The organism is Micromonospora peucetia (genome assembly GCF_900091625.1).
GTDB classification, from domain to species: domain Bacteria; phylum Actinomycetota; class Actinomycetes; order Mycobacteriales; family Micromonosporaceae; genus Micromonospora; species Micromonospora peucetia.
Window position 1 is genome coordinate 3,976,363 of record NZ_FMIC01000002.1, and the last position, 21,735, is coordinate 3,998,097.

Genomic DNA, 21,735 nt, shown 5'->3' on the forward strand with positions numbered 1-21,735 from the left:
CTCGGCCCGTGACGTGACCCGCCCCGCTCCGGCGGCGACACGCCGAGCGGGTCCTTGGCTCATCGCGTGAGGGCGCTTACGTTGCCCCGAAGGGGATCAGTGGTTGACATAACTGTAAGCCTCTAGTAGAGGGTGAGGGTTCTACCCTGATCCTCGCTGGTGACAGCTTTCGTCGGCTGCTGGTCTGGCCAGGCCTTACCCGGTCGGCCCATGCCAATCTCGAAGGGAAAGGACCGGAGATGACACCTCCGCACAACTACCTGGCGGTCATCAAGGTCGTCGGCATCGGTGGCGGCGGCGTCAACGCCGTCAACCGGATGATCGAGGTTGGGCTCAAGGGCGTCGAGTTCATCGCGATCAACACCGACGCGCAGGCGCTGCTCATGAGCGACGCCGACGTGAAGCTCGACGTCGGCCGTGAGCTGACCCGTGGGCTCGGCGCCGGCGCCAACCCCGACGTCGGCAAGAACGCCGCCGAGGACCACCGCGACGAGATCGAGGAGGTGCTCAAGGGCGCCGACATGGTCTTCGTGACCTGCGGCGAGGGCGGCGGCACCGGCACCGGCGGGGCGCCCGTGGTGGCGAACATCGCCCGCAAGCTTGGCGCGCTGACCATCGGCGTGGTCACCCGGCCGTTCTCGTTCGAGGGCAAGCGCCGCCAGGTGCAGGCGGAATCCGGAATAGACGAACTGCGCAACCAGTGCGACACGCTGATCGTCATCCCCAACGACCGGCTGCTGGCGCTGGGCGACCGCAACATCAGCATGATGGACGCGTTCCGCACCGCCGACCAGGTGCTGCTCTCCGGTGTCCAGGGCATCACCGACCTGATCACCACGCCGGGTCTGATCAACCTGGACTTCGCCGACGTCAAGAGCGTGATGAGCGGTGCGGGCAGCGCGCTCATGGGCATCGGCAGCGCGCGCGGCGAGAACCGTGCCGTCGAGGCGGCCGAGGCGGCCATCTCCAGCCCGCTGCTGGAGCAGAGCATGGACGGCGCGCGCGGCGTGCTGCTCTCCATCGCCGGCGGGTCGGACCTGGGCCTGTTCGAGATCAACGACGCGGCCCAGCTGGTCACCGACGCGGCCCACCCGGACGCCAACATCATCTTCGGCGCCGTCATCGACGACGCCCTCGGCGACGAGGTGCGGGTCACCGTCATCGCGGCGGGCTTCGACGGGGGCACGCCGGCGTACAAGGCTGCCGAGCAGCCCCGTAAGAGCAACCAGAACCAGCCGTCGCAGTCGAGCACCCCGGTCGCGCCGCCGGCCACCATGCCGGCCCCGCAGCAGTCGCCCCGCCGGGTCCTCTTCGACGACGTCGACGTGCCCGACTTCCTCAAGAACGGTTCCTGAGCCGCGCCGATGAACGACAGCCCAGCCACGGTGCGCCCGGACCGGCGCGCCGAGATCGCGGCCGGCCTGGCCGGCGTACGGTCCCGGGTCGCGGACGCCTGTGCCGCCGCGGGACGGGACGACTCCGAGGTCACCATGATCGCGGTGACCAAGACCTACCCGGCCGGGGACGTGGTGGCCCTGGCCGGGCTCGGCGTCGTCGACATGGGGGAGAACCGCGACCAGGAGGCGTCCGTCAAGGCGGCCGAGGTGGCCGCGGCCGGGGTGACTCCCCGGTGGCACTTCATCGGGCAGTTGCAGCGCAACAAGGCCCGGTCGGTGGTCCGCTACGCCGACGTCGTGCACTCGGTCGACAGTGTCCGGCTGGCCCGGGCGTTGGACGCGGCGTCGGCGGCGACGCGGGACCGGCCGCTGGAGGCGCTCATCCAGGTGAGCATCGACTCCGACGCGGCCCGGGGCGGTGCACTGCCGGGCTCGGCCGACCCGGGTGCCGGGCTCGACGCGGTGGCCGAGGCGGTGGCCGGTGCGGAGGCCCTGCGGCTGACCGGCCTGATGGCGGTGGCGCCGTTGGGCTGGGAGCCGGAGCGGGCGTTCGCCCGGCTGGCCGAGGTGGTCGCCGCGTTCCGCGCGGTCCATCCGGGAGCCACCGCGCTCTCCGCCGGGATGAGCGGCGACCTGGAAATCGCGATCCGGTACGGCGCGACACATGTCCGCGTCGGCAGCGCGTTGCTCGGAATGCGTCCCACGCTGCGGTAGCCTGACTGCGAGAAGCAAATTACAACTGTGTTGTTTGAGGGAGCGGCGTCCCGTTGTCGGGGGTCGTGGCGCGCGACGCGAATCGCGTGCCAGGGGATTGCCGTTCCACTCCGGTGGGCAGAAGTTGTCCACTCGCGACAAGCGACACGGCACGGGGGCGCGTGCCGCACGGCGGACGGGAAGGGCGCGGGATGGGTGCACTGCGCAAGGCGGGGGTCTGGCTCGGTCTGGTCGAAGAGGACGACGAGCGGGCCTACGACGACGGTGGCTACGACAAGGGTGGCTACCGCGATTCGCGTTACCGGCAGAGCCGGTACTCGGAGGAGTTCGCCGACGAGGACGAGGACGACTCCGAGGAGCCGCCGGCGCCCCGGTCCCGGCTCGGTGACCGCGGCCGGCTCTCCGAGCGTGCCGCCGCCCGGACGGCCGACGCCGAGCGGGGCGACACCGAGCGCCCGGAGCGGGTCGAGCGGTCGAGTGTCCGCTCCATCACCCGGCCGTCCGCCGGTGACACCTCGGGCGCGCTGAGCTACCACACCCGCGACAACCTGGCCCTGGCGCCGCAGGCGCAGCCCAGGGAGCGTGCGGTGCTCGCCGAGGAGGAGCAGCGCTACCAGATCACCACGCTGCACCCCACCACCTACCGCGAGGCACGCACCATCGGTGAGCACTTCCGCGACGGCGTGCCGGTGATCATCAACCTCACCGAGATGGACGAGGCGGACGCGCGCCGACTTGTCGACTTCGCCGCCGGCCTCGCGTTCGGGCTGCGGGGTACGATCGAGCGCGTGACCAATCGGGTGTTCCTGCTCTCACCGGCCAACGTCCAGGTCACCGCGGAGGACAAGGCCAAGATCGCCGAGGGCGGCTTCTTCAGCCTGAGCTAGCCCCGCCCGACCCGAGGGACGTCGCCTGCCGTGTTGTCGATCGTGCTGCAAGTGCTGTATCTGGTGCTCTACTTCTTCCTGCTCTTCCTGTTGGCCCGTTTCGTCCTGAGCGCCGTTCTCCAGTACGGCCGCCGCTGGCAGCCGGGGCGCGGGGCGGCGGTCGGGCTGGAAATCGTGTGGAGCGTCACTGATCCCCCTCTCAACGCGTTGAGGCGTGTGATCCCTCCGTTGCGAATTGGTACCGTGAGCATCGACCTGGCCTCACTTGTGCTCCTGGTTATCCTGTTCGTGCTGATGGAGTTCGTGTTGAGGCGGTCGATCATCGGCACCGTCTGATGACCGACGCGCTTTCGCGGCCGCAACTGACCCGAGGAGTTTCGATGCCGCTGACCCCGGCCGACGTCCACAACGTCGCCTTCAAAAAGCCGCCGATCGGCAAGCGGGGGTACGACGAGGAGGAGGTCGACGCTTTCCTGGACGAGGTCGAGCGTGAGCTTGCCCGTCTCATCGAGGAGAACAACGAGCTGCGTGCCCAGGTGGAGCGTGGCGGCCGTGGTGGCGCCCCCGCCGGCCCCGGCGGCGACGTCCGTCTCGCGGCGGAGCTCAACGACGTCAAGGCCCAGCTCGACCGGGTGCAGCGCGACAAGGCGGCGGCCGAGCAGGCGGCCCGTGCGATGCAGGCCGAGCTGGAGCAGGTCCGTTCCGCCGGTGGCCCGGCGGTTGGCGCCGACGGCGAGCAGCAGGCGCTGCGGGTGCTGATGATGGCCCAGCGGACGGCCGACGACCACGTGTCGGACGCTCGTCGCGAGGCCGACCAGTTGCTCACCGAGGCCCGTTCCAAGGCCGAGGAGGTCACCCGCGAGGCCCGCGCCAAGGCCGACGCCCTGGAGCGCGACGCCCGCCAGCGGCACCAGGAGGCCATGGGCGGCCTGGACGCCAAGCGCACCGCCCTGCAGAAGCACATCGAGGAGCTCAAGCAGTTCGAGCGCGAATACCGCACCCGGCTCAAGGCCTACCTGGAGAGCCAGCTGCGTGACCTCGACGGCCGCGGCCAGGGCCTGGATGTCGAGATGACCCGTGGTGGTGAGGGCACCCGGGCCGTCGGCGGCAACGGGCTGGCCACCGCCGGTCTCGCCGGCTCCTACAGCGCCACTCGCTCCGGAGCCCTCGAAACCGGTCGCTGATCCACAGGTCGGCGGCCGTCGTCCCCATGACGGTCGCCGACCTAGCCTCATCAGCACGACGCGGTGGGGGTGAGCCGTGATAGTCGCCAGTCTCCTGCTCATCCTCGCTGCGGTGGTGCTGCTGGTGCTCGGCCTGGCCGGTGGCTCCAGCGTTTTCCTGACCATCTCCATCGCGGCCAGCCTGTTGGCCGCCGTCGCGCTGGTCGCGGGCGCCCGCCAGGCGGCTGCGGACCGGGCGGCGGATCCGGACAGGCCGGGGTGGCGATTCCGTCAGGCGACCCGTCCGGCCGGGCCGGCCTCCACCGGCGGACCGCCGGCGGAGCCGGAGATCCCCGTCCAGCACGTTCCTTCCACGGTCGACGTCGACGGCACCGGGTGGCGGCAACCACCCGGGCCGCCGGTGACCGACGGCGACGTACCGGCCGCCACACCAGGGGCCGGCCCGGCCGTGTCGTACGACAGCGCGCCGCCCGTGCAGGACGTCACGCCGATCGAGGCCGCCCGGGTGGCCCGCCTCGACGCCGAGGTGCGGGTGGTCGACGGGCGGCCCCACTACCACCTGGCCGACTGCGGCTATCTCACCGCGCGGGAGCACGAGCCGCTGCCGGTGGCCGAGGCCGTCGAACTCGGCTTCACCCCGTGCGCCCGCTGTGCGCCCGACACCGCGCTGCTCGGCGACGCCGGTCAGATCTGAGCGGCGGGACGGGTTCCCATGAACGACACGCTGACCGTCGCGGTCCGGGTGAAGCCCGGCTCGGCGCGGGCCCGCGTCGGCGGCTGCTTCGACGGGCCACACGGGCCCGCCCTCGTGATCGCGGTGAACGCCCCGGCCGTGGACGGGCGGGCCACCGAGGCGGCCCGGCGGGCGCTGGCCGGCGCGCTGGGCGTACGGCCGGCCGTGGTCTCGCTGCGGGCCGGCGCGGCCAGCCGCGACAAGCTCTTCCTGGTCGAGGGCCCCGCCTCGGAGTTGACCGAGGCGCTGCGCCGGCTGCGCGACGGGGCCGCCGGGTGACGGACGCCGAGGCCGGAAGGCGGTGACGCCGGGGCTGGATCTCGCGCTCCTGCTCGGTGCGGGTGTCCTGCTGGTCGCGGTCGGCGCGGTCCGTTTCTCCACCCGGCTCGGTGTGCCGAGCCTCCTGGTCTACCTGGCCCTCGGGGTGGCGATCGGGGAGGCGGGGCTGGGCATCCGCTTCGACGACGCCGAGCTGACCCGGACCCTGGGCTTCTGCGCGCTCATCGTGATCATCGCTGAGGGCGGGCTGACTGCCCGGTGGAGCACCCTGCGCCCGGTACTCGGGCTGGCCGCGCTGCTCTCCACCGTCGGCGTGGTGGTCAGCATCCTGGTCGTCGGTCTCCTCGTACACCTGTTGCTGGGGTTGGACTGGCGGCTGGCCCTGCTCTATGGCGCGGTGCTCGCCTCCACCGACGCGGCGGCGGTCTTCGCCACGCTGCGCCGGCTGCGGCTGCCGCCCCGACTGGTGGCCACCCTGGAGGCGGAGTCGGGGATGAACGACGCCCCGGTCGTGCTGCTGGTGGTGCTGCTGTCCCGGGAGGGGATCACCCATCCGTGGTGGTACGAGATCTCCCTGGTGAGCTACGAGCTGGGCGTCGGCGCGGCGGTCGGCTTCGCGGCCGGCGTCGGCGGCCGGTGGGCACTACGCCGGGCCGCGTTGCCGTCGGCGGGGCTCTACCCGATCGCGGCGGTCGGGCTGACCGTGTTCGCCTACGCCGCCGGTGCGGTGCTGCACGCCTCGGGCTTCCTCGCCGTCTACGTGGCGGGGGTGGTCCTCGGCAACGCCCGGCTGCCGCACCGGCAGGCGATCCTCGGCTTCGCCGACGGCCTGGCCTGGCTGGCCCAGATCGGGCTCTTCGTGCTGCTCGGGTTGCTCGTCTCGCCGGGTCGGCTGGGTGCGGCGGTGTTGCCGGCCGTGGTCGCCGGGCTGGCGCTGGTGCTGCTGGCCCGGCCGCTGTCGGTGGCGGCGTCCGCGCTGCCGTTCCGGTTCGACCTGCGCGAGCAGGCGTTCCTGTCCTGGGCGGGGCTGCGCGGGGCGGTGCCGATCGTGCTCGCCACCATCCCGCTGTCGGAGCGGGTGCCCGGCGCCGACCGGCTCTTCGACTCGGTCTTCGTGCTGGTGGTGATCTTCACGCTGTTGCAGACCGGGACCCTCGGTCCGGTGGCCCGCCGGCTACGGGTGACCGCGCCGGCCGAGGCGACCGAGATCCGGGTGGAGACGGCGCCGTTGGAGCGGATGGGCGCGGACCTGCTCCAGTTGGAGGTGCCGCCCGATTCCCGGCTGGCCGGGGTGCACGTCGACGAGTTGCGGCTGCCGTCGGGCGCCTCGGTGACGTTGGTGCTGCGCGACGGGACGGGTGTGGTGCCCGGCCCGGACTTCCGGCTCAAGACCGGCGACAGCCTGTTGATCGTGGCCACCGCCGGGGTGCGTGACGAGACGGAGCGGCGGCTGCGGGCCGTCAGTCGCCGGGGCCGGCTGGCCCGCTGGTTTGGCGAGTACGGCCAGGGTCCCGCCGGGTGATCTGCTAGCGTTCCTTTTGCCCCGGTTAGGGATGACTCGGGGGCGAACGTCGGTGCGTCGGTGCGGCACGTTGTCGTGCGCCTGTACGTTCCGTATTCTTGCGAATCTCCGGAGTGCGCGGCCCCGTCGCCGCGCGCCTCTTTTGTACCTGGGGGCGCCGATGTCGGCGGCCCCTGTCCAGGTGCCGCGGACCACCGCGGTTCCGTGGCCGAGGGAGCGACGATGGCGAAGCCAGCCGACACCAGGACCGCCGGCCGGAAGCCGGTGGCGAAGGCCACCCGCAGCGCGGCGGAGACCGAGAAGATCCGGGCGGCCCTGGCGGCGCGGCGTGACGAGTTGCGCGCCGAGTACGATCAGACGCTGAGCGAGATCACCGAGCTGCAGCGCGACCGGCTGACCGACTCGGCCGGGGACGACCAGGCCGACACCGGGACCAAGACGTTCGAGCGTGAGCAGGAGATCTCACTCGCCAACAGCATCCTGGAACGGATCACGCAGGTCGAGCGGGCGTTGGAACGACTCGACGAGGGTGGCTACGGCTGGTGCGAGCGGTGCGGCAACCCCATCCCGGTGGAGCGGCTCGCCGCCTTCCCGTCGGCCACGCTCTGCGTGACGTGCAAGCAGCTGGAGGAGCGGCGCTGAGGCCCGCTCCCCGGCGGCCATGGGAGGCGGCGCGTGAGCGCCGCCGCGAGCGTCGATGGGGAGCAGATGTCCGAAGCACCGCCCGCCGGGCCCGGCAGCGCTGAGCCGGGTGCCGGCAGCGTCGAGCCGAGGGCCGGCACGTCCCACCGCCGGGCCGTCGCCATCCTGTTCGGCATTGCGCTGACCGCGCTCGTGGCCGACCTGGTCACCAAGCACCTCGCCCTGAGCGCCCTGGAGGACCGGGAGCCGGTCAGGCTGCTCGGCGGCGCGGTCTACCTCAGCCTGATCCGCAACAGCGGCGCGGCGTGGGGCCTCGGTTCCGACTACACCTGGATGTTCACGCCGATCATCCTCGGGGTGGTCGGCTGGATCCTCTGGATGACGCTGCGCCTGCGCTCGCTGCCCTGGGCGATCTCGCTGGGCCTGGTGCTGGGTGGTGCGCTGGGCAACTTCGCCGACCGGATCTTTCGCGCCCCGGGCTGGTTCGTCGGGCACGTGGTGGACATGATCAGTGTCTTCGCCCCGTACGGCCGGGTGTTCCCGGTGTTCAACCTGGCCGACAGCGCCCTGGTCTGTGGCGTGTTGCTCGCCCTCCTGCTGGAACTGACCGGCCGGCAGCGCGACGGCAGCCGGATCGGCAAGGACGAGACCACCGACGAGGCGGCGCGAGTCGACGCCGGGCAGCGGGGGCGGGCATGACCGCCGCCTTCGCCGCCGGCGGCGACCACCGTTCCCTGCCCGTGCCCGACGGCCTCGACGGCACCCGCCTCGACCAGGCCGTGTCCCGGCTGTTCGGGCTCTCCCGCACCGCCGCCGCGGCCCTGGTCGACGCCGGAGACGCGCTGGTCGACGGGGTGGTCCGGGCCAACTCCTACAAGGTCAAGGCCGGCACCTGGCTGGAGGTGACCCTGCCCGCGCCGACCGCCCCGCCCACCGTGGTGCCGCAGGCGGTCCCCGGGCTGCGGGTGGTGTACGCCGACGACGACATCGTGGTGGTGGACAAGCCGGTCGGCGTCGCGGCCCACCCGAGCCCCGGCTGGACCGGCCCGACGGTGATCGGCGCGCTGGCCGCCATCGGGCACCGCATCTCGACCAGCGGCGCCGCCGAGCGGCAGGGCGTGGTGCACCGGCTCGACGTGGGCACCACGGGCATCATGGTGGTGGCCAAGAGCGAGCAGGCGTACACCGCGCTGAAGCGGGCGTTCAAGTACCGCGAGGTGGAGAAGCGCTACCACGCGGTGGTGCAGGGGCACCTCGACCCGCTGCGCGGCACCGTGGACGCCCCGATCGACCGGCACCCCACCCACGACTACCGCTGGGCGGTGGTCTCCGGCGGCAAGCCGAGCATCACCCACTACGACACCGTGGAGGCGTTCCCGTCGGCGAGCCTGGTCGACGTCCGGCTGGAGACCGGGCGCACCCACCAGATCCGGGTGCACTTCTCCACGCTGCGCCACCCGTGCGTGGGCGACCTCACCTACGGCGCCGACCCGACCCTGTCGGCCCGGCTCGGCCTGACCAGACAGTGGCTGCACGCCCGGTCGTTGAGCTTCCTGCACCCCCGTACGGGGGACGAGGTGCACTTCGTCAGCGACTACCCTGACGACCTGGACCGCGCGCTCGAGATCCTGCGCGACTGAGCGTCGTCCCGTCCGAGACGATCCGACGAGAGGGCCCCGCCCGTGCGCGCCGGCGACCTGCTGCGGCAGTTGGAGCAGCGACTGCTGCCCCGGCTGACAGGTGGGGTGGCCCGGCTCGGCGCGGGTCGGGCCCGGGTGCTCATCTCGGCCGCCCTGGTCTGCTGCGCCGTCGTGCTGCTCACCGCCGTGTGGGCCGGCGATGACCGGCCGTCCGGTGACCGGACGGTCGGCGAGGTGACCCGGGTCGGGGTGGCCGAGGGGGAGTCGATCCCCGGCTACGTCCGCGCCGCCGCAGCCGACCTGGCCGCGTTGCCGACCACTCCGGGATCCGGTGACGGCACGTACGCCCTTGTCTCCCTCTCCTCCTACCTGACCCCGCAGCGGGTGGCGGCGGTCCTCGGCGACGTGCCGGTGGCCACCGTCTTCGGTCGGGTGCCACTGGCCGACCGGCAGACCGAGATCGTCCGCATTCCCGCGCAGCGGCTGCCCGACGACCTGGTCGCGCAGCTGGCCGACCTCGCCGCGCGCAAGGACCGGGAGGCCGCCGACCAACGGGCCCGGGCCGCCACGCTGACCGGCGGCGGGCCCCAGGAGCACGAGCTGCGCCAGGTGTACGCCAGCGGCGCCGAGGTGGCGGCGGCGGAGGCGGTCGCGTACCGCTCCGGCTGTGCCTGCGTCTACGCGGCGGTGGTGCGCGCCGGGCCGGTGGCGCTGCGGGGCGTGGCAGCCCGTGCCGGTGTGCGCGCGGTCGACCCGGCGCCCGAGGTCAGCCGCCTCGACCGGACGGTCTTCACGCCGCCGCTGCCCGAGCAGCGGGAGGTCGTCCGCCCGCCGGCCGACGGCGGCCTCTCCCCGGCAACGACCCCGCAGGGCCGCGACCCGGGATCGCCCGGCGCGTCGGCGCCGCCCCCGGCGGTGGGCGAAACGTCGGAACCCGCACCGGGCGTGACGGATCCGTCACCGGATCCGGCCGGGCCGGCGTCCGGCGGGACGCCGCTGGCGGCCCCGGCGACCTTGGTGGACGCTGGCGACGGCCGCAAACCGGGGCCCGTGCCGTGAGGAAAGGAAGAACCAGAGGTGCGTAGAGGGGTGTGGTCCGAATAGGGTTTCGTTCGTAGCCTGTCAGGCGGGCATCGATGGCGCTGGGAGGGCGAGCCGTGGAGGGCAGCGAGACCGGCTGGGGGCGGCCGGCCGAACCAGCACCGCGGTGGCGGGCGCTGCTCGACCGGGCCCGGCACGGCGGCCGCACGGCTGAGCAGGCCGAAGCCGACCGGCACGCCGATCCGCCGCCGCTCCCGCCGGAGCCGCTGCCCCGCCGTTCGTCGGGCAACGGCTACGCCGGGCGGGTGCCGGCCATCGGGCGGGCCCCCGATCCGCCGTACGTGCCGGAGCCCGGCCCGCCGTCCTACGGCCAGGATTTCGGCCACCCGGTCGACGCGGGCTACCGCGCTGAGGCCAGCTACCGGGTCGAGCCGGCCTACCGGGTGGACCCGAACGAGCCCGCCTACCGGGTGGACCCGGTCGAGCCGTCCTACCGTTCGGAACCGGTCGAGCCGTCCTACCGTTCGGAGCCGGTTGAGCCGTCCTACCGTTCGGACCCGGTTGAGCCGTCCTATCGGGCGGAGCCGGGGTATCCGGCCGAGGCGGCGTACCGGGTGCCGGCCCAGCCTCCGCCGCCCCGCGTCGAGTCCGAGCCGCGCCACGGCCCGGGGCCGGTCGAGTCGCGTTACGCGCTGCTGGACAACGGCTTCCGGTCCGGTCCGCCCCCGGTCGAGTCCCGGTACGCGGTGCTCGACAACGGCTACCGCTCCCAGCGCGCCCACCAGGCGCCGCCCGCACCGCCCCCACCGGCCGCGCAGCCTCCACCGGCCGCGCCGGTGATTCCCGAGCGGGGCTACCCGGCCCGCGTCGAGTGGCGCCCCCGCGACACGGAGAGCGAGTTGGAGCGCGCCGCCGGAGTGCTCCGCCGCGACCTGGGCACCCCCCGGGTGCTCGCGTTCGCCAACCCGAAGGGTGGCGTGCACAAGACCACCGCCACGGTGCTGGCCGCGGCGACCGTCGGCAGCGTACGCGGGCGTGGCGTGCTGGCCTGGGACGACAACGAACTGCGCGGCACGCTCGGGCTGCGCGCCGGCAGCGCCCGGCACGCCCGGACGATCCGGCACCTGGTCAGCGATCTCGCGCACGTCGAGATCAAGGAGGGCCCCGAGCTGCTGGAGCACCTGGACGACTACCTGCGGCACGCCTCCGACGGCTCGTACGACGTGCTGGCCGGCGAGGAGAGCCCGCGGTTCGCCCAGCGGCTCGACCAGTTCACCGTCCGGCGGGTGCTGGACCTGCTGCGGCGTACCCACGACGTGGTCTGCGTGGACACCGGCAACAACGTGGAGAGTGCCAACTGGCGCACCGTCATGCAGGCGGCCGACCAGCTCGTGGTGACCACCGTGCCGCGCGAGGACGCCGCGTTCAGCGCCGACTGGATGCTGGACCTGCTGCACGAGGTGGGCATGGGGGAGTTGGCCGACAACGCGATCACCCTGATCTCCTGCCCCACGCCCGGCCGCTCGTCGTTGCAGGACGACCTGGAGCGGCACTTCGCCACCCGCACCCGGGCTGTCGCCGTGGTGCCGTACGACCCGGCGCTGGAGACCGGCTCCTCGATCGAGTACCCCCAGCTCCAGCAGGAGACCCGGCAGGCGTGGCTGAAGGCCGCCGCGGTGATGCTGGAGCCGTTCGCCCGGTGAGCGGGTGTGCCGCCACCGGCCGCCCACGCCGCCCCCGGGCCTGAGAGGATCACCGGGTGAGTGCGGACACCCCCGAACCCGACCGGCCCGGCCACCGGCCCGACGAGCCGGGGGCACCGGCCGCCTGGGCGGAACCCGACCCGCCGGCCCCTGGCGCTCCCGCCGACCCGTACGCCGCCCGCGAGCCCGCCCCGCCGTACGACGCCCCGCCGTACGACACCGGGCCGTACGACGCCGCTACCGGTGCCCCGTCGTACGGCGGCGCGGGAGAGCACTTCCCCGGCGGGACCGGCCTGGAGTACGCCGCCGGCTATCCGCTCGCGCAGCCGGTGGAGCCGGACCTGCCGCGCGGGCGGGCGGTGCGACTCGCCCTGCTGGCGGTGCTCGCCGCCACAGTGCTCGGGGTGCCGCTCGGGCTGCTCTGGGCCGCGCTCGCGCCGGACACACCGGTGGTCAAGGTCGCCGACGGGGCCATCTACGCCGAGCCGCAGCCGGAGCAGCCGATCGCCGCCGACGGCTGGTTCAGCCTGCTGGGGCTGGGCTTCGGGGTGCTCGTCGCGCTCGCGCTGTGGTTCCTGCTGCGTCGGGTACGGGGGCCGGTCGGCCTGTTCGCCGCCGTGTTCGGCACGTTCGGCGCGGCGCTGGTCGCCTGGCAGGTCGGCCGGCGGATGGGGCTGGCCGGCTACGAGCGGCTGCTGGAGAGCGCCCCCGTCGGGCAGGCCTTGAGCAAACCGGCCGACCTGCGGGCCGGCGGGATCGACTGGGTGTTCGCCGTGCTGCCGCTGCCGCACGGCAACTTGCTGCTGCCCGCGTTCGGCGCGGCCGTGACGTACACCCTGCTGGCCGGTTGGTCCCGCTGGCCGTCGCTGCGCCCGGAGCGCGAGCCGGGCCCGGTCGAGTTCAGTTGGGGGTCGGCGGGGACGCCAGCTCCGCCAGCGGCACCGGAACCGCCCGCACCTGGCGCAGCAGCGCCGCCTCACGGTTGAGCAGGCGCAGCTCGGCGCGGAGCCGGGCGGCGGTGTCGTCGATGGCGAGCAGCCGTTGCCGGTCGGCCACGGTCAGCACGGCCGTCGCGGCCACCAGGTGCGACAGCACCGTAGGGTCCTCCGGCAGTTGCTCGGAGAGCTCCTCCTCATCGGCGCGGATCAGGCCCAGGTACTGCCGGAAGACCGAGATCACCCGGGCGGCGAGCAGGTCGGCGGCCTCGTCGGGCCCGTTCGGCTCGGGCAGCCACTCCACGTCGGCGGTGAGGTAGGGCTCGGCGTCACGGTCGACGTCGGCGATCCGGAACCTGCGCTTGCCCACCGTGACGATGTCGAAGCCCCCGTCCGGGCGCTCGGTGACCTGTCGCAGCTCGGCGGTGCAGCCCACCTCGTGCAGGGTGACGTCGCCGCCCGGCAGCGGCTGGCCGTCCGGCCCGGTCGGGGCGACCTCCCAGCCGGCCCGGATGGCCACCACGCCGAACTCGCGCGGGGCGTCCTCGGGCAGCGCGACCAGGTGCCGGACCAGGGCGCGGTAGCGCTCCTCGAATATGTGCAGCGGCAGCACCAGACCGGGAAAAAGGACCATTCCGAGCGGGAACACCGGCAGCCGCGCAGTCACGCGTCGAGCGTAGCCCGATCCCGGCGCGGCGGCGTGTCCCGGCTCACCGTCCCGGCGTACGGGCGGTGCCGGCCGTCGTCCGTACCGGCGGCCTAGACTCGCAAGGGTGTTGAACCGGATCGACCTGCGCGGCGGCGTCCGTGACCCACGCCGCCTGCTGCCCCGTGCCCAGCTCGACGTCTCTGTGGCCGTCGAGCGGATCCGCCCGCTCGTGGAGGCGGTCCGGGAGCATGGTTACCCGGCGATCCGGGAGGCCAGTGAGCGGTTCGACGGGGTCTCGCCCGAGGTGCTGCGGGTGCCCGCCGAGACGATCGCCGAGGCGGAGGGCACTCTCGACCCGGAGGTCCGCGCCGCGCTGCTGGAGTCGATCACCCGGACCCGGAGGGTGCACGCCGACCAGCGGCGCACCGACCACACCACCCAGGTGGTGCCGGGCGGCACGGTGACCGAGCGCTGGGTGCCGGTCGACCGGGTCGGCCTCTACGTCCCCGGCGGCCTGGCGATGTATCCGTCGACCGTGGTGATGAACGTGGTGCCGGCCCAGGCGGCCGGGGTGCGCTCGCTGGTCGTGGCGAGCCCGCCGCAGAAGGACAACGGCGGCCTGCCCGATGCCCGGGTGCTCGCCGCCTGCGCCCTGCTCGGCGTCGACGAGGTCTACGCCGTCGGCGGCGCCCAGGCCGTGGCGATGCTGGCGTACGGCGCGGCGGTCGACGCCGGGGGCGACGGCCACTGCGAGCCGGTCGACATGATCACCGGCCCGGGCAACATCTGGGTGACCGCCGCCAAGCGGCTGCTGCGCGGTGTCGTCGGCATCGACGCCGAGGCCGGCCCGACCGAGATCGCCATCCTGGCCGACGACACCGCCGACCCGGCGCACGTCGCGGCCGACCTGATCAGCCAGGCCGAGCACGACCCCCTCGCGGCCAGCGTGCTGGTCACCCCGTCGGTCGAGCTGGTCGAGGCCGTCGAGCGGGAACTGGCCCGGCAGGTGCCGGCCACCAAGCACGCCGAGCGGGTCACCACCGCGCTCACCGGTGAGCAGAGCGGTGTCGTCCTGGTCGACGACCTGGCGGCGGGGCTGCGGGTCGTCGACGCGTACGCGGCCGAGCACCTGGAGATCCAGACCCGGGACGCCCGCGAGTGGGCGCTGCGGGTGCGTAACGCCGGGGCGATCTTCGTCGGCGCCTGGTCGCCGGTGTCGCTCGGCGACTACTGTGCCGGCTCCAACCACGTGCTGCCCACCGGCGGCTGCGCCCGGCACTCCTCCGGGCTGTCGGTGCAGTCCTTCCTTCGCGGCATCCACCTGGTCGACTACTCCGAGCAGGCGCTGCGCGAGGTGGCCCCGCACGTGGTCACCCTGGCCAACGTGGAGGACCTGCCCGCGCACGGCCGGGCGGTCCAGGTGCGTTTTCCGGGGGAACTGGCGTGAGCGAGCGAACCAGCAGGCTCAGTTCGCCTGCCGCCGCCGGGCGAACCGAGGTGGCGCCATGACCACCCTCGACGACCTGCCGATCCGCGACGACCTGCGCGGGCTGTCGCCGTACGGGGCGCCGCAGCTCGACGTGCCCGTGCGGCTGAACACCAACGAGAACTCCCACCCGGTGCCCGAGCCGGTGGTGGACGCGATCGGCAAGGCCCTCGCGGCGGAGCTGCGCGACCTCAACCGCTACCCGGACCGCGACGCCGTGGCGCTGCGCGCCGACCTGGCCGGCTACCTCGGTCACGGGCTCACCGCCGATCAGGTGTGGGCCGCCAACGGCTCCAACGAGATCCAGCAGCAGCTGCTCCAGGCGTTCGGCGGGCCGGGGCGCACCGCGCTCGGCTTCACCCCCGCGTACTCGATGCACCCGCTGCTGGCGCTCGGCACCGGCACCCGGTGGGTGCCGGCCCGGCGCGGCGTCGACTTCGGGCTGACCGCCGACGAGGCGGTCGCGCAGGTCCGCGAGCACGCCCCGGACGTGGTCTTCCTCTGCTCGCCGAACAATCCCACCGGCACCGCCCTCGACCCGGCGGTGGTCGCCGCGGTGCTGGCCGTCGCGCCCGGCATGGTGGTCGTCGACGAGGCGTACGCCGAGTTCGCCCGTCCCGGCACGGCCAGCGCCCTGGCGGTGCTGCCCGGGCATCCGCGGCTGGTGGTGACCCGGACGATGAGCAAGGCGTTCGGGTTCGCCGGCGGCCGGCTGGGCTACCTGGCCGCCGACCCGGCGGTGGTGGCGGCGGTGCAACTCGTCCGGCTGCCGTACCACCTCTCGGCGCTCACCCAGGCCGCGGCCCGGGCGGCGCTGGCGCACCGCGACGCCCTGCTCGGCACGGTGGCCGCGATCATGGGGCAGCGCGACCGGATCGTGGCGCGGCTGCGCGAGCGCGGTTTCCGGGTGGCCGACAGCGACGCCAACTTCGTGCTGTTCGAGGTCGGGGGCGACCAGGCCGTCGCCTGGCGTACCCTGCTCGACGCCGGTGTGCTGGTACGCGACGTCGGCCTGCCGGGCTGGCTGCGGGTCACCGCCGGCACCCCCGCCGAGACCGACGCCTTCCTCGCCGCGGTGGAGAAACTCCGGCGGGAGCGCGAGGAGTGAGCTTGCGAGCCCCGCAGTGCGACCGAGAGGTGAGCAATGAGTAGGACCGCCCGTGTGGAGCGGATCACCAAGGAGACGAAGGTCCTCGTCGAGATCGACCTCGACGGCACCGGCCGGGCCGAGATCAGCACCGGGGTCGGCTTCTACGACCACATGCTGCACCAGATCGCCCGGCACGGCGGCTTCGACCTGACCGTACGCACCGTGGGTGACCTGGAGATCGACGCCCACCACACGATGGAGGACACGGCGCTCGCCCTGGGCGCCGCCTTCGACCAGGCGCTGGGGGACAAGGCCGGCATCCGGCGGTACGGCTCGGCCACCGTCCCGATGGACGAGGTCCTGGTCCGGGCCGCGGTCGACCTCTCCGGTCGCCCCTACGTGGTGCACGACGAGCCGGCGCTGGCGCCGTACATCGGGCCGGTCTATCCGACCAGCATGACCCGGCACATCTGGGAGTCCTTCGGCCAGGCGGCCCGGATCACCCTGCACGTGGACGTGCTGCGGGCGGCCCGCCCCGGCGGCCACCCCGACGCCCACCACGTGGTGGAGGCACAGTTCAAGGCGGTCTCCCGCGCGCTGCGCGAGGCCACCGCGATCGACCCGCGCGCGGCGGGCGCGATCCCCAGCACGAAGGGAGCGCTATAGATGGGCGGGGTGCTGCCGTCGTTGCTGCTGATCCTGGCCGGCGTGCTGGTCGGCGGGGCGTGGTCGCTGCACAAGCAGGGCGCACCACGCGGCGCGGTGGTCGTCACCGCGCTGCTCGCCGTCCTGGCCACGGTCGCCGCCGTGCTCTGGCTGCTGCCGGGGGAGGGCGCGTGAGTGGGCGGCTCGTGGGCCGTCGCGCGCGACGGTGTCGCGGCGCCGACGGGAGGGTGACGGCATGAGCCGGGTGGTGGTCCTCGACTACGGGTCGGGCAACCTGCGTTCGGCCGAGCGGGCCCTGGTCCGGGTCGGCGCGGACGTCACGGTGACCGACGACCTGACCGCCGCCGCCGAGGCGGACGGGCTGGTGGTGCCGGGCGTGGGCGCCTTCGCCGCCTGCATGGCCGGGATCGAGGCGCTCGGCGCCGGCCCGGTGATCGCCGAGCGCGTCGCCGCCGGCCGTCCCGTGCTGGGCATCTGCGTGGGCATGCAGGTGCTCTTCGAGCACGGCGACGAGCACGGGGTGGTGACCAAGGGCCTCGGGCTGCTCCCCGGCGGGGTGACCAGGCTGGCCGCCGCCCGGCTGCCGCACATGGGCTGGAACACGGTCGCGGCGCCGGCGGGGTCGGTGCTCTTCGCCGGCCTGCCCGCCGACAGCCGGTTCTACTTCGTGCACTCGTACGGGGTGGGGGATCCGGTCGCGCTGGCGGACGCCGGCGCCACGGTCACCACCGCCCACCACGGGACGGACTTCGTGGCGGCCGTGGAGCGGGGTCCGCTGCGCGCCGCGCAGTTCCACCCGGAGAAGTCCGCCGACACCGGTGCCGCGCTGCTGCGCAACTGGCTCGCCACGCTCTCCACCGGTGACTGAGCGCCGGCCCGGCCCGCGCCGGCCCGCCTCCGGCCGTCGGCGGGGCACGCCGTGAGCAAGGAGCGGGCCCGCCGCCGGGCGGCCCGGGAGGCGGAGGCGGCCCGGGAACGGGGCGTGCGCGAGCGGCAGGCGGCCCGGCGGGCGCGGCGGCGGGCACTGGTCCGTCGGCTGACGCCGTCGCTGCGCCGTCGACGGACGGGTCGGTTGTCCCGGCACAGCCGTGGCGAACGGGCCGCCATCGTGCTGCTGACCCTGGTGGCGATGATCCTGATCTGGTCGTTCGTCGGCGATCTGGCGTTGCGGATCGCGCTGGTCGTGCTGTTGCTGCTCGTACTGCCGGCGATCGTGGTGATCGCCCTGGACCGTCGTACCTGATTTCGAGGAGAAACTCTGTGAGCCTCACCCTGTTACCCGCCGTGGATGTCGCCGACGGTCAGGCCGTCCGACTTGTCCAGGGCGCCGCCGGCAGCGAGACGACGTACGGCGACCCGTTGGAGGCCGCGCTGGCCTTCCAGCGCGACGGCGCCGAGTGGATCCACCTGGTCGACCTCGACGCCGCCTTCGGCCGTGGCTCCAACGCGCACCTGTTGGCCGAGGTGGTGCGGCAGCTCGACGTGAAGGTGGAGCTGTCCGGCGGCATCCGCGACGACGAGTCGTTGCACGCCGCCCTCGGCACCGGGGCCGCCCGGGTGAACATCGGCACCGCAGCCCTGGAGGATCCGGTCTGGTGCGACCGGGTGTGCGGGGAGCACGGCGACCGGGTGGCGATCGGGCTGGACGTGCGGGGCCGTACCCTCTCCGCCCGGGGCTGGACGCGCGACGGCGGTGACCTCTTCGAGGTGCTGGAGCGGCTGGACAAGGCCGGTGCGACGCGTTACGTGGTTACCGACATCACCAAGGACGGCACCATGCGCGGGCCGAACCTGGACCTGCTGCGCGAGGTCTGTGCCCGTACCGACGCCCCGGTGATCGCCTCCGGCGGCGTCTCCACCCTGGACGACCTGCGGGCGCTGGCCGCCCTGGAACCGATCGGGGTGGAGGGCGTGATCGCCGGCAAGGCGCTGTACGCGGGCGCCTTCACCGTGGCGCAGGCGCTGGAAACCCTGGCGTCGGCGTGACCGTCACGCGGCTCGGCTCGGGCGGCCCGTGGGAGTCACTGTACGGCTACTGCCGGGTCGTGCGGGCCGGTGACCTGGCCCTGACGGCCGGCTGCACCTCCACGGTGGACGGCGTGGTCACCCACGTCGGGGACGCGGCGGCGCAGACCGCGCAGGCCCTGCGGATCGGGTTGGACGCGCTCGCCGAGGTGGGCGCGGAGCCCGGGGACGTGGTGCGGACCCGGATGTACGTGACCGACCGGACGTACGCCGACGAGGTGGGCCGGGCCCACAACGCGGTCTTCGGCGCGGTCCGCCCGGTGGCCACCATGGTCGTGGTGGCCGGCCTGCTCGACCCCGACCACCTGGTCGAGGTCGAGCTGGAGGCGTACCTCGGCGACCGCTGAACCCGCGGCGGAGGTGGCGAGAGGCACCGCGCACCCAGATTAGTTGTGCACAACCTAATTGCGCGTTATGGTTTCGCGGTGACCGATGACCTGGTGCTGCGCCGGCAGGTGTGCTTCGCGCTCTACGCCGCGTCGCGTGCCCTCACCGACGTCTACCGTCCCGTCCTCGACGAGTTCGGCCTGACCTACCCGCAGTACCTGGTGCTGCTGGTGCTCTGGGAGCGCGACGACGATCCCACGGTCTCCGAGCTCGGTGCCGCCCTGCGGTTGGACTCCGGCACGCTCTCCCCGCTGCTCAAGCGGCTGGAGGGGGCGGGCCTGGTCGTCCGGACCCGGTCGGCGCGCGACGAGCGGCGGGTGGAGGTGGGCCTTACCGGTGACGGGCGGGCCCTGCGGCACCGGATGGGCGAGGTGCCGCTGCGGGTCGCCCGCGCCACGGGCCTCACCGAGGCGGAGCTGGTCGCCCTGCGCGACACCCTCACCCGGGTCACCGAGACGATCCACCGACAGAAGGAGCAGTGACCACCATGCAGGTGCTCTACACCGCGTCCGCCCGGGCCACCGGGGACGGTCGGGACGGCCACGTCCGCACCTCCGACGGCACCGTCGACCTGGGGCTGGCCGTGCCGAAGGAGATGGGTGGCGCCGGCGGCGCCGCCAACCCCGAGCAGCTCTTCGCGGCCGGCTACGCCGCCTGCTTCCACTCGGCGCTGCGCCTGGTCGCCCGCAAGGCCCGGGCCGACGTCTCCGGCTCGGTCGTCGAGGCCGAGGTGGGCATCGGTGCCAACGGCAGCGGCGGCTTCGGCCTGACCGTCGCCCTCGCGGTCGACCTCCCGGCCGTCGAGCGGGCCGCCGCCGAGCAGCTCGTCGCGCAGGCACACGAGGTCTGCCCCTACTCGAACGCCACCCGCGGCAACGTCGAGGTCGCCCTCACCGTGCGGGAGGCACTGTGAGCACCCGCAACCGCGAGATCCACCTGGCCTCCCGGCCCGAGGGCTGGCCGACCGCCGACAACTTCCGGCTGGTGGAGACCGAGGTGCCCACCCCGGGCCCGGGTCAGGTCGTGGTCCGCAACCGGTACATGTCGGTCGACCCGTACATGCGGGGACGGATGAACGACGTGAAGTCGTACGTGCCGCCGTTCGCCCTCGACGCGCCGCTGGACGGCGGGGCGGTCGGTGAGGTCGTGGCCAGCGAGGCCGAGGGGGTGCAGCCCGGCGACACCGTGCTGCACGGCCTCGGCTGGCGCGAGTACGCCCTGCTCGACGCGAAGGCCGCCCGGAAGGTCGACCCCGATCTCGCCCCGCTCGGCGCCTACCTGAGCGTGCTCGGCATGACCGGCCTGACCGCGTACGCCGGGCTGCTCGAGGTCGCCGGGATGAAGCCGGGGGAACGCGTCTTCGTCTCCGCCGCCGCCGGCTCGGTGGGCAGCCTGGTCGGCCAGATCGCCAAGCTCAAGGGCGCGGCACACGTGGTCGGCAGCGCGGGCTCGGCGGCGAAGGTCGAGCGGCTGCGGGCGCTCGGCTTCGACGCCGCGTTCGACTACCACGACGGCCCGGTACGCGACTCGCTGAAGGCCGCCGCCCCCGACGGCGTCGACGTCTACTTCGACAACGTCGGCGGCGACCACCTGGAGGCGGCGATCTCCGCGATGAACGTGCACGGCCGGGCCGCGATCTGCGGCATGATCGCGCAGTACAACGACCCCGAGCCCCCGGCCGCGCCGCGCAACCTGGCGCTGGTCATCGGCAAGCGGCTCACCCTGCGCGGCTTCCTGGTCGGCGACCACGGCCACCTGCGCGCCGAGTTCCTGCGTGAGATGTCCGGCTGGCTGCGGGACGGGAAGATCTCGTACGACGAGACGGTCGTCGACGGTATCGAGAACGCCCCGGCGGCCCTCCTCGGCCTGCTACGCGGCGAAAACCTCGGCAAGATGCTCGTCCGGGTGTAAGGAAGGGCGGCTCGACGCGGTGGCCGGCCTCACAGGCCGGTCACCGCCGTCGCCGGGAAAGATAGGCTCGCGGCATGACGGTGGCGGTGCGGGTCATCCCGTGTCTTGACGTGGACGCCGGTCGGGTGGTCAAGGGGGTCAACTTCCTCGACCTGCGCGACGCCGGCGACCCGGTGGAACTGGCGGCGGCGTACGACCGGGCCGGCGCGGACGAGCTGACCTTCCTCGACGTCACCGCCTCCTCCAGCGACCGGGACACCATGCTCGACGTGGTCCGTCGTACGGCGGAGTCGGTCTTCATCCCGCTGACCGTCGGCGGTGGGGTCCGGCAGGTCGCCGACGTCGACACGCTGCTGCGCGCCGGCGCCGACAAGGTCGGGGTGAACACCGCCGCGATCGCCCGCCCCGAGCTGATCGCCGAGATCGCCGACCGGTTCGGCCGGCAGGTGCTGGTGCTCTCGCTCGACGTGCGGCGCGCGCCCGGAGGCGGCACGCCCAGCGGTTTCGAGGTGACCACCCACGGCGGTCGGCGTGGCACCGGCCTGGACGCGGTCGAGTGGGCCCGTCGCGGCGCCGAGCTGGGCGCGGGGGAGATCCTGCTGAACTCGATGGATGCCGACGGCACCAAGGCCGGCTTCGATCTCGAACTCATCGGCGCGGTACGCCGGGTGGTCGACGTGCCGGTGGTGGCCAGCGGCGGCGCGGGTGAGGTGGCGCACTTCGCACCGGCGGTCGGTGCCGGCGCGGACGCGGTGCTCGCCGCCAGCGTCTTCCACTTCGGCGAGCTGACCGTCGCCGAGGTCAAGGACGCGCTGCGCGGGGCGGGCCACACCGTCCGCTGACC

Annotated in this window: 27 protein-coding genes; 26 read left to right on the plus strand and 1 reads right to left on the minus strand. The window is 73.8% G+C overall.

The window, feature by feature from the left end; translation table 11 throughout:
* Positions 1-239 precede the first annotated feature (239 nt).
* From ftsZ to GA0070608_RS18610, 14 genes are all read left to right on the plus strand, one after another.
* Positions 240-1,355 (plus strand): cell division protein FtsZ, encoded by a 1,116-nt coding sequence (ftsZ, locus tag GA0070608_RS18545; RefSeq protein ID WP_091629736.1) that lies wholly within the window; start codon positions 240-242, stop codon positions 1,353-1,355.
* A gap of 9 nt (positions 1,356-1,364) precedes the next feature.
* Positions 1,365-2,111 (plus strand): YggS family pyridoxal phosphate-dependent enzyme, encoded by a 747-nt coding sequence (locus GA0070608_RS18550; protein ID WP_091629738.1) that lies wholly within the window; start codon positions 1,365-1,367, stop codon positions 2,109-2,111.
* A gap of 191 nt (positions 2,112-2,302) precedes the next feature.
* Complete coding sequence (locus tag GA0070608_RS18555; protein WP_091629740.1) at positions 2,303-2,998, plus strand: cell division protein SepF; 696 nt, start codon at positions 2,303-2,305, stop codon at positions 2,996-2,998.
* Positions 2,999-3,028: 30 nt separating this feature from the next.
* Positions 3,029-3,334, plus strand: a complete 306-nt coding sequence (locus GA0070608_RS18560) for a YggT family protein (RefSeq protein ID WP_091629743.1) — start codon at positions 3,029-3,031, stop codon at positions 3,332-3,334.
* Between the two features lie 44 nt (positions 3,335-3,378).
* Entirely contained in the window at positions 3,379-4,182 is an 804-nt protein-coding gene (locus GA0070608_RS18565; protein WP_091629746.1) for a DivIVA domain-containing protein, read from the plus strand.
* 76 nt (positions 4,183-4,258) lie between these two features.
* Positions 4,259-4,876, plus strand: coding sequence for a hypothetical protein (locus GA0070608_RS18570; RefSeq protein WP_091629748.1), 618 nt, complete (start codon positions 4,259-4,261; stop codon positions 4,874-4,876).
* 18 nt (positions 4,877-4,894) lie between these two features.
* On the plus strand, positions 4,895-5,194 hold the full coding sequence (locus tag GA0070608_RS18575) for a DUF167 domain-containing protein (protein ID WP_091629751.1): 300 nt from the start codon (positions 4,895-4,897) through the stop codon (positions 5,192-5,194).
* A 22-nt stretch (positions 5,195-5,216) separates the two neighbouring features.
* Positions 5,217-6,716 carry a potassium/proton antiporter gene (locus tag GA0070608_RS18580; protein WP_091629754.1) on the plus strand — a complete coding sequence of 500 codons (1,500 nt, stop codon included), beginning with the start codon at positions 5,217-5,219 and terminating at the stop codon, positions 6,714-6,716.
* A gap of 222 nt (positions 6,717-6,938) precedes the next feature.
* A complete protein-coding gene (locus tag GA0070608_RS18585) occupies positions 6,939-7,358 on the plus strand; it encodes a TraR/DksA family transcriptional regulator (RefSeq protein WP_007463005.1) in 420 nt (139 codons plus the stop codon).
* Positions 7,359-7,424: 66 nt separating this feature from the next.
* The gene (gene lspA, locus GA0070608_RS18590; RefSeq protein WP_091635467.1) at positions 7,425-8,057 is read left to right on the plus strand and encodes a signal peptidase II; all 633 of its coding nucleotides are present in this window, start codon (positions 7,425-7,427) and stop codon (positions 8,055-8,057) included.
* Positions 8,054-8,998 carry an RluA family pseudouridine synthase gene (locus tag GA0070608_RS18595; RefSeq protein WP_091629756.1) on the plus strand — a complete coding sequence of 315 codons (945 nt, stop codon included), beginning with the start codon at positions 8,054-8,056 and terminating at the stop codon, positions 8,996-8,998. The genes lspA and GA0070608_RS18595 overlap by 4 nt, the downstream gene beginning before the upstream one ends.
* 42 nt (positions 8,999-9,040) lie before the next feature.
* Complete coding sequence (locus GA0070608_RS18600) at positions 9,041-10,057, plus strand: hypothetical protein (protein WP_091629759.1); 1,017 nt, start codon at positions 9,041-9,043, stop codon at positions 10,055-10,057.
* Between the two features lie 77 nt (positions 10,058-10,134).
* A complete protein-coding gene (locus GA0070608_RS18605) occupies positions 10,135-11,742 on the plus strand; it encodes a MinD/ParA family ATP-binding protein (protein ID WP_091629762.1) in 1,608 nt (535 codons plus the stop codon).
* 56 nt (positions 11,743-11,798) lie between these two features.
* The gene (locus GA0070608_RS18610) at positions 11,799-12,728 is read left to right on the plus strand and encodes a DUF2567 domain-containing protein (protein WP_342672629.1); all 930 of its coding nucleotides are present in this window, start codon (positions 11,799-11,801) and stop codon (positions 12,726-12,728) included.
* Here the strand turns inward: GA0070608_RS18610 and GA0070608_RS18615 are convergent.
* Entirely contained in the window at positions 12,643-13,344 is a 702-nt protein-coding gene (locus tag GA0070608_RS18615) for an LON peptidase substrate-binding domain-containing protein (RefSeq protein WP_091629765.1), read from the minus strand. The two genes, GA0070608_RS18610 and GA0070608_RS18615, sit on opposite strands and share 86 nt — an antisense overlap.
* A gap of 106 nt (positions 13,345-13,450) precedes the next feature.
* On the opposite strand from GA0070608_RS18615, the gene hisD reads away from it, so the two are divergent.
* The 12 genes from hisD to hisF all read left to right on the plus strand — a co-directional run bounded on the left by hisD (position 13,451) and on the right by hisF (position 21,733).
* Entirely contained in the window at positions 13,451-14,773 is a 1,323-nt protein-coding gene (hisD, locus tag GA0070608_RS18620) for a histidinol dehydrogenase (RefSeq protein WP_091629767.1), read from the plus strand.
* A gap of 58 nt (positions 14,774-14,831) precedes the next feature.
* Entirely contained in the window at positions 14,832-15,920 is a 1,089-nt protein-coding gene (locus tag GA0070608_RS18625) for a histidinol-phosphate transaminase (RefSeq protein ID WP_091629769.1), read from the plus strand.
* 36 nt (positions 15,921-15,956) lie between these two features.
* Positions 15,957-16,568: an imidazoleglycerol-phosphate dehydratase HisB gene (hisB, locus tag GA0070608_RS18630; protein WP_091629772.1), complete on the plus strand. Its 612-nt coding sequence runs from the start codon at positions 15,957-15,959 to the stop codon at positions 16,566-16,568.
* Positions 16,569-16,742: a hypothetical protein gene (locus GA0070608_RS32715; protein WP_176733757.1), complete on the plus strand. Its 174-nt coding sequence runs from the start codon at positions 16,569-16,571 to the stop codon at positions 16,740-16,742.
* A 61-nt stretch (positions 16,743-16,803) separates the two neighbouring features.
* The gene (gene hisH, locus GA0070608_RS18635) at positions 16,804-17,436 is read left to right on the plus strand and encodes an imidazole glycerol phosphate synthase subunit HisH (protein WP_091629775.1); all 633 of its coding nucleotides are present in this window, start codon (positions 16,804-16,806) and stop codon (positions 17,434-17,436) included.
* Between the two features lie 51 nt (positions 17,437-17,487).
* Positions 17,488-17,811 carry a hypothetical protein gene (locus GA0070608_RS18640; protein WP_091629778.1) on the plus strand — a complete coding sequence of 108 codons (324 nt, stop codon included), beginning with the start codon at positions 17,488-17,490 and terminating at the stop codon, positions 17,809-17,811.
* A 17-nt stretch (positions 17,812-17,828) separates the two neighbouring features.
* A complete protein-coding gene (gene priA, locus GA0070608_RS18645; protein WP_091629780.1) occupies positions 17,829-18,554 on the plus strand; it encodes a bifunctional 1-(5-phosphoribosyl)-5-((5-phosphoribosylamino)methylideneamino)imidazole-4-carboxamide isomerase/phosphoribosylanthranilate isomerase PriA in 726 nt (241 codons plus the stop codon).
* Complete coding sequence (locus GA0070608_RS18650) at positions 18,551-18,940, plus strand: RidA family protein (protein WP_091629783.1); 390 nt, start codon at positions 18,551-18,553, stop codon at positions 18,938-18,940. Before priA ends, GA0070608_RS18650 begins: the two co-directional genes overlap by 4 nt.
* Before the next feature lie 78 nt (positions 18,941-19,018).
* Positions 19,019-19,462 (plus strand): MarR family winged helix-turn-helix transcriptional regulator, encoded by a 444-nt coding sequence (locus GA0070608_RS18655; RefSeq protein WP_091629786.1) that lies wholly within the window; start codon positions 19,019-19,021, stop codon positions 19,460-19,462.
* Positions 19,463-19,467: 5 nt separating this feature from the next.
* Positions 19,468-19,893: an organic hydroperoxide resistance protein gene (locus GA0070608_RS18660; protein WP_091635470.1), complete on the plus strand. Its 426-nt coding sequence runs from the start codon at positions 19,468-19,470 to the stop codon at positions 19,891-19,893.
* On the plus strand, positions 19,890-20,891 hold the full coding sequence (locus GA0070608_RS18665; RefSeq protein WP_091629788.1) for an NADP-dependent oxidoreductase: 1,002 nt from the start codon (positions 19,890-19,892) through the stop codon (positions 20,889-20,891). Before GA0070608_RS18660 ends, GA0070608_RS18665 begins: the two co-directional genes overlap by 4 nt.
* A gap of 74 nt (positions 20,892-20,965) precedes the next feature.
* The gene (hisF, locus tag GA0070608_RS18670; protein ID WP_091629791.1) at positions 20,966-21,733 is read left to right on the plus strand and encodes an imidazole glycerol phosphate synthase subunit HisF; all 768 of its coding nucleotides are present in this window, start codon (positions 20,966-20,968) and stop codon (positions 21,731-21,733) included.
* Positions 21,734-21,735: the final 2 nt, after the last annotated feature.

What these genes read in the sequence shown, in the direction of transcription:
- GA0070608_RS32715 (WP_176733757.1), top strand. Translation starts at nt 16,569, where the DNA reads ATGGGCGGGGTGCTGCCGTCGTTGCTGCTGATCCTGGCCGGCGTGCTG.
- GA0070608_RS18595 (WP_091629756.1), top strand. Translation starts at nt 8,054, where the DNA reads ATGACCGCCGCCTTCGCCGCCGGCGGCGACCACCGTTCCCTGCCCGTG.
- hisB (WP_091629772.1), top strand. Translation starts at nt 15,957, where the DNA reads ATGAGTAGGACCGCCCGTGTGGAGCGGATCACCAAGGAGACGAAGGTC.
- GA0070608_RS18625 (WP_091629769.1), top strand. Translation starts at nt 14,832, where the DNA reads ATGACCACCCTCGACGACCTGCCGATCCGCGACGACCTGCGCGGGCTG.
- lspA (WP_091635467.1), top strand. Translation starts at nt 7,425, where the DNA reads ATGTCCGAAGCACCGCCCGCCGGGCCCGGCAGCGCTGAGCCGGGTGCC.
- ftsZ (WP_091629736.1), top strand. Translation starts at nt 240, where the DNA reads ATGACACCTCCGCACAACTACCTGGCGGTCATCAAGGTCGTCGGCATC.
- hisF (WP_091629791.1), top strand. Translation starts at nt 20,966, where the DNA reads ATGACGGTGGCGGTGCGGGTCATCCCGTGTCTTGACGTGGACGCCGGT.
- GA0070608_RS18555 (WP_091629740.1), top strand. Translation starts at nt 2,303, where the DNA reads ATGGGTGCACTGCGCAAGGCGGGGGTCTGGCTCGGTCTGGTCGAAGAG.
- GA0070608_RS18605 (WP_091629762.1), top strand. Translation starts at nt 10,135, where the DNA reads ATGGCGCTGGGAGGGCGAGCCGTGGAGGGCAGCGAGACCGGCTGGGGG.
- GA0070608_RS18575 (WP_091629751.1), top strand. Translation starts at nt 4,895, where the DNA reads ATGAACGACACGCTGACCGTCGCGGTCCGGGTGAAGCCCGGCTCGGCG.
- GA0070608_RS18550 (WP_091629738.1), top strand. Translation starts at nt 1,365, where the DNA reads ATGAACGACAGCCCAGCCACGGTGCGCCCGGACCGGCGCGCCGAGATC.
- GA0070608_RS18565 (WP_091629746.1), top strand. Translation starts at nt 3,379, where the DNA reads ATGCCGCTGACCCCGGCCGACGTCCACAACGTCGCCTTCAAAAAGCCG.
- GA0070608_RS18660 (WP_091635470.1), top strand. Translation starts at nt 19,468, where the DNA reads ATGCAGGTGCTCTACACCGCGTCCGCCCGGGCCACCGGGGACGGTCGG.
- hisH (WP_091629775.1), top strand. Translation starts at nt 16,804, where the DNA reads ATGAGCCGGGTGGTGGTCCTCGACTACGGGTCGGGCAACCTGCGTTCG.
- GA0070608_RS18585 (WP_007463005.1), top strand. Translation starts at nt 6,939, where the DNA reads ATGGCGAAGCCAGCCGACACCAGGACCGCCGGCCGGAAGCCGGTGGCG.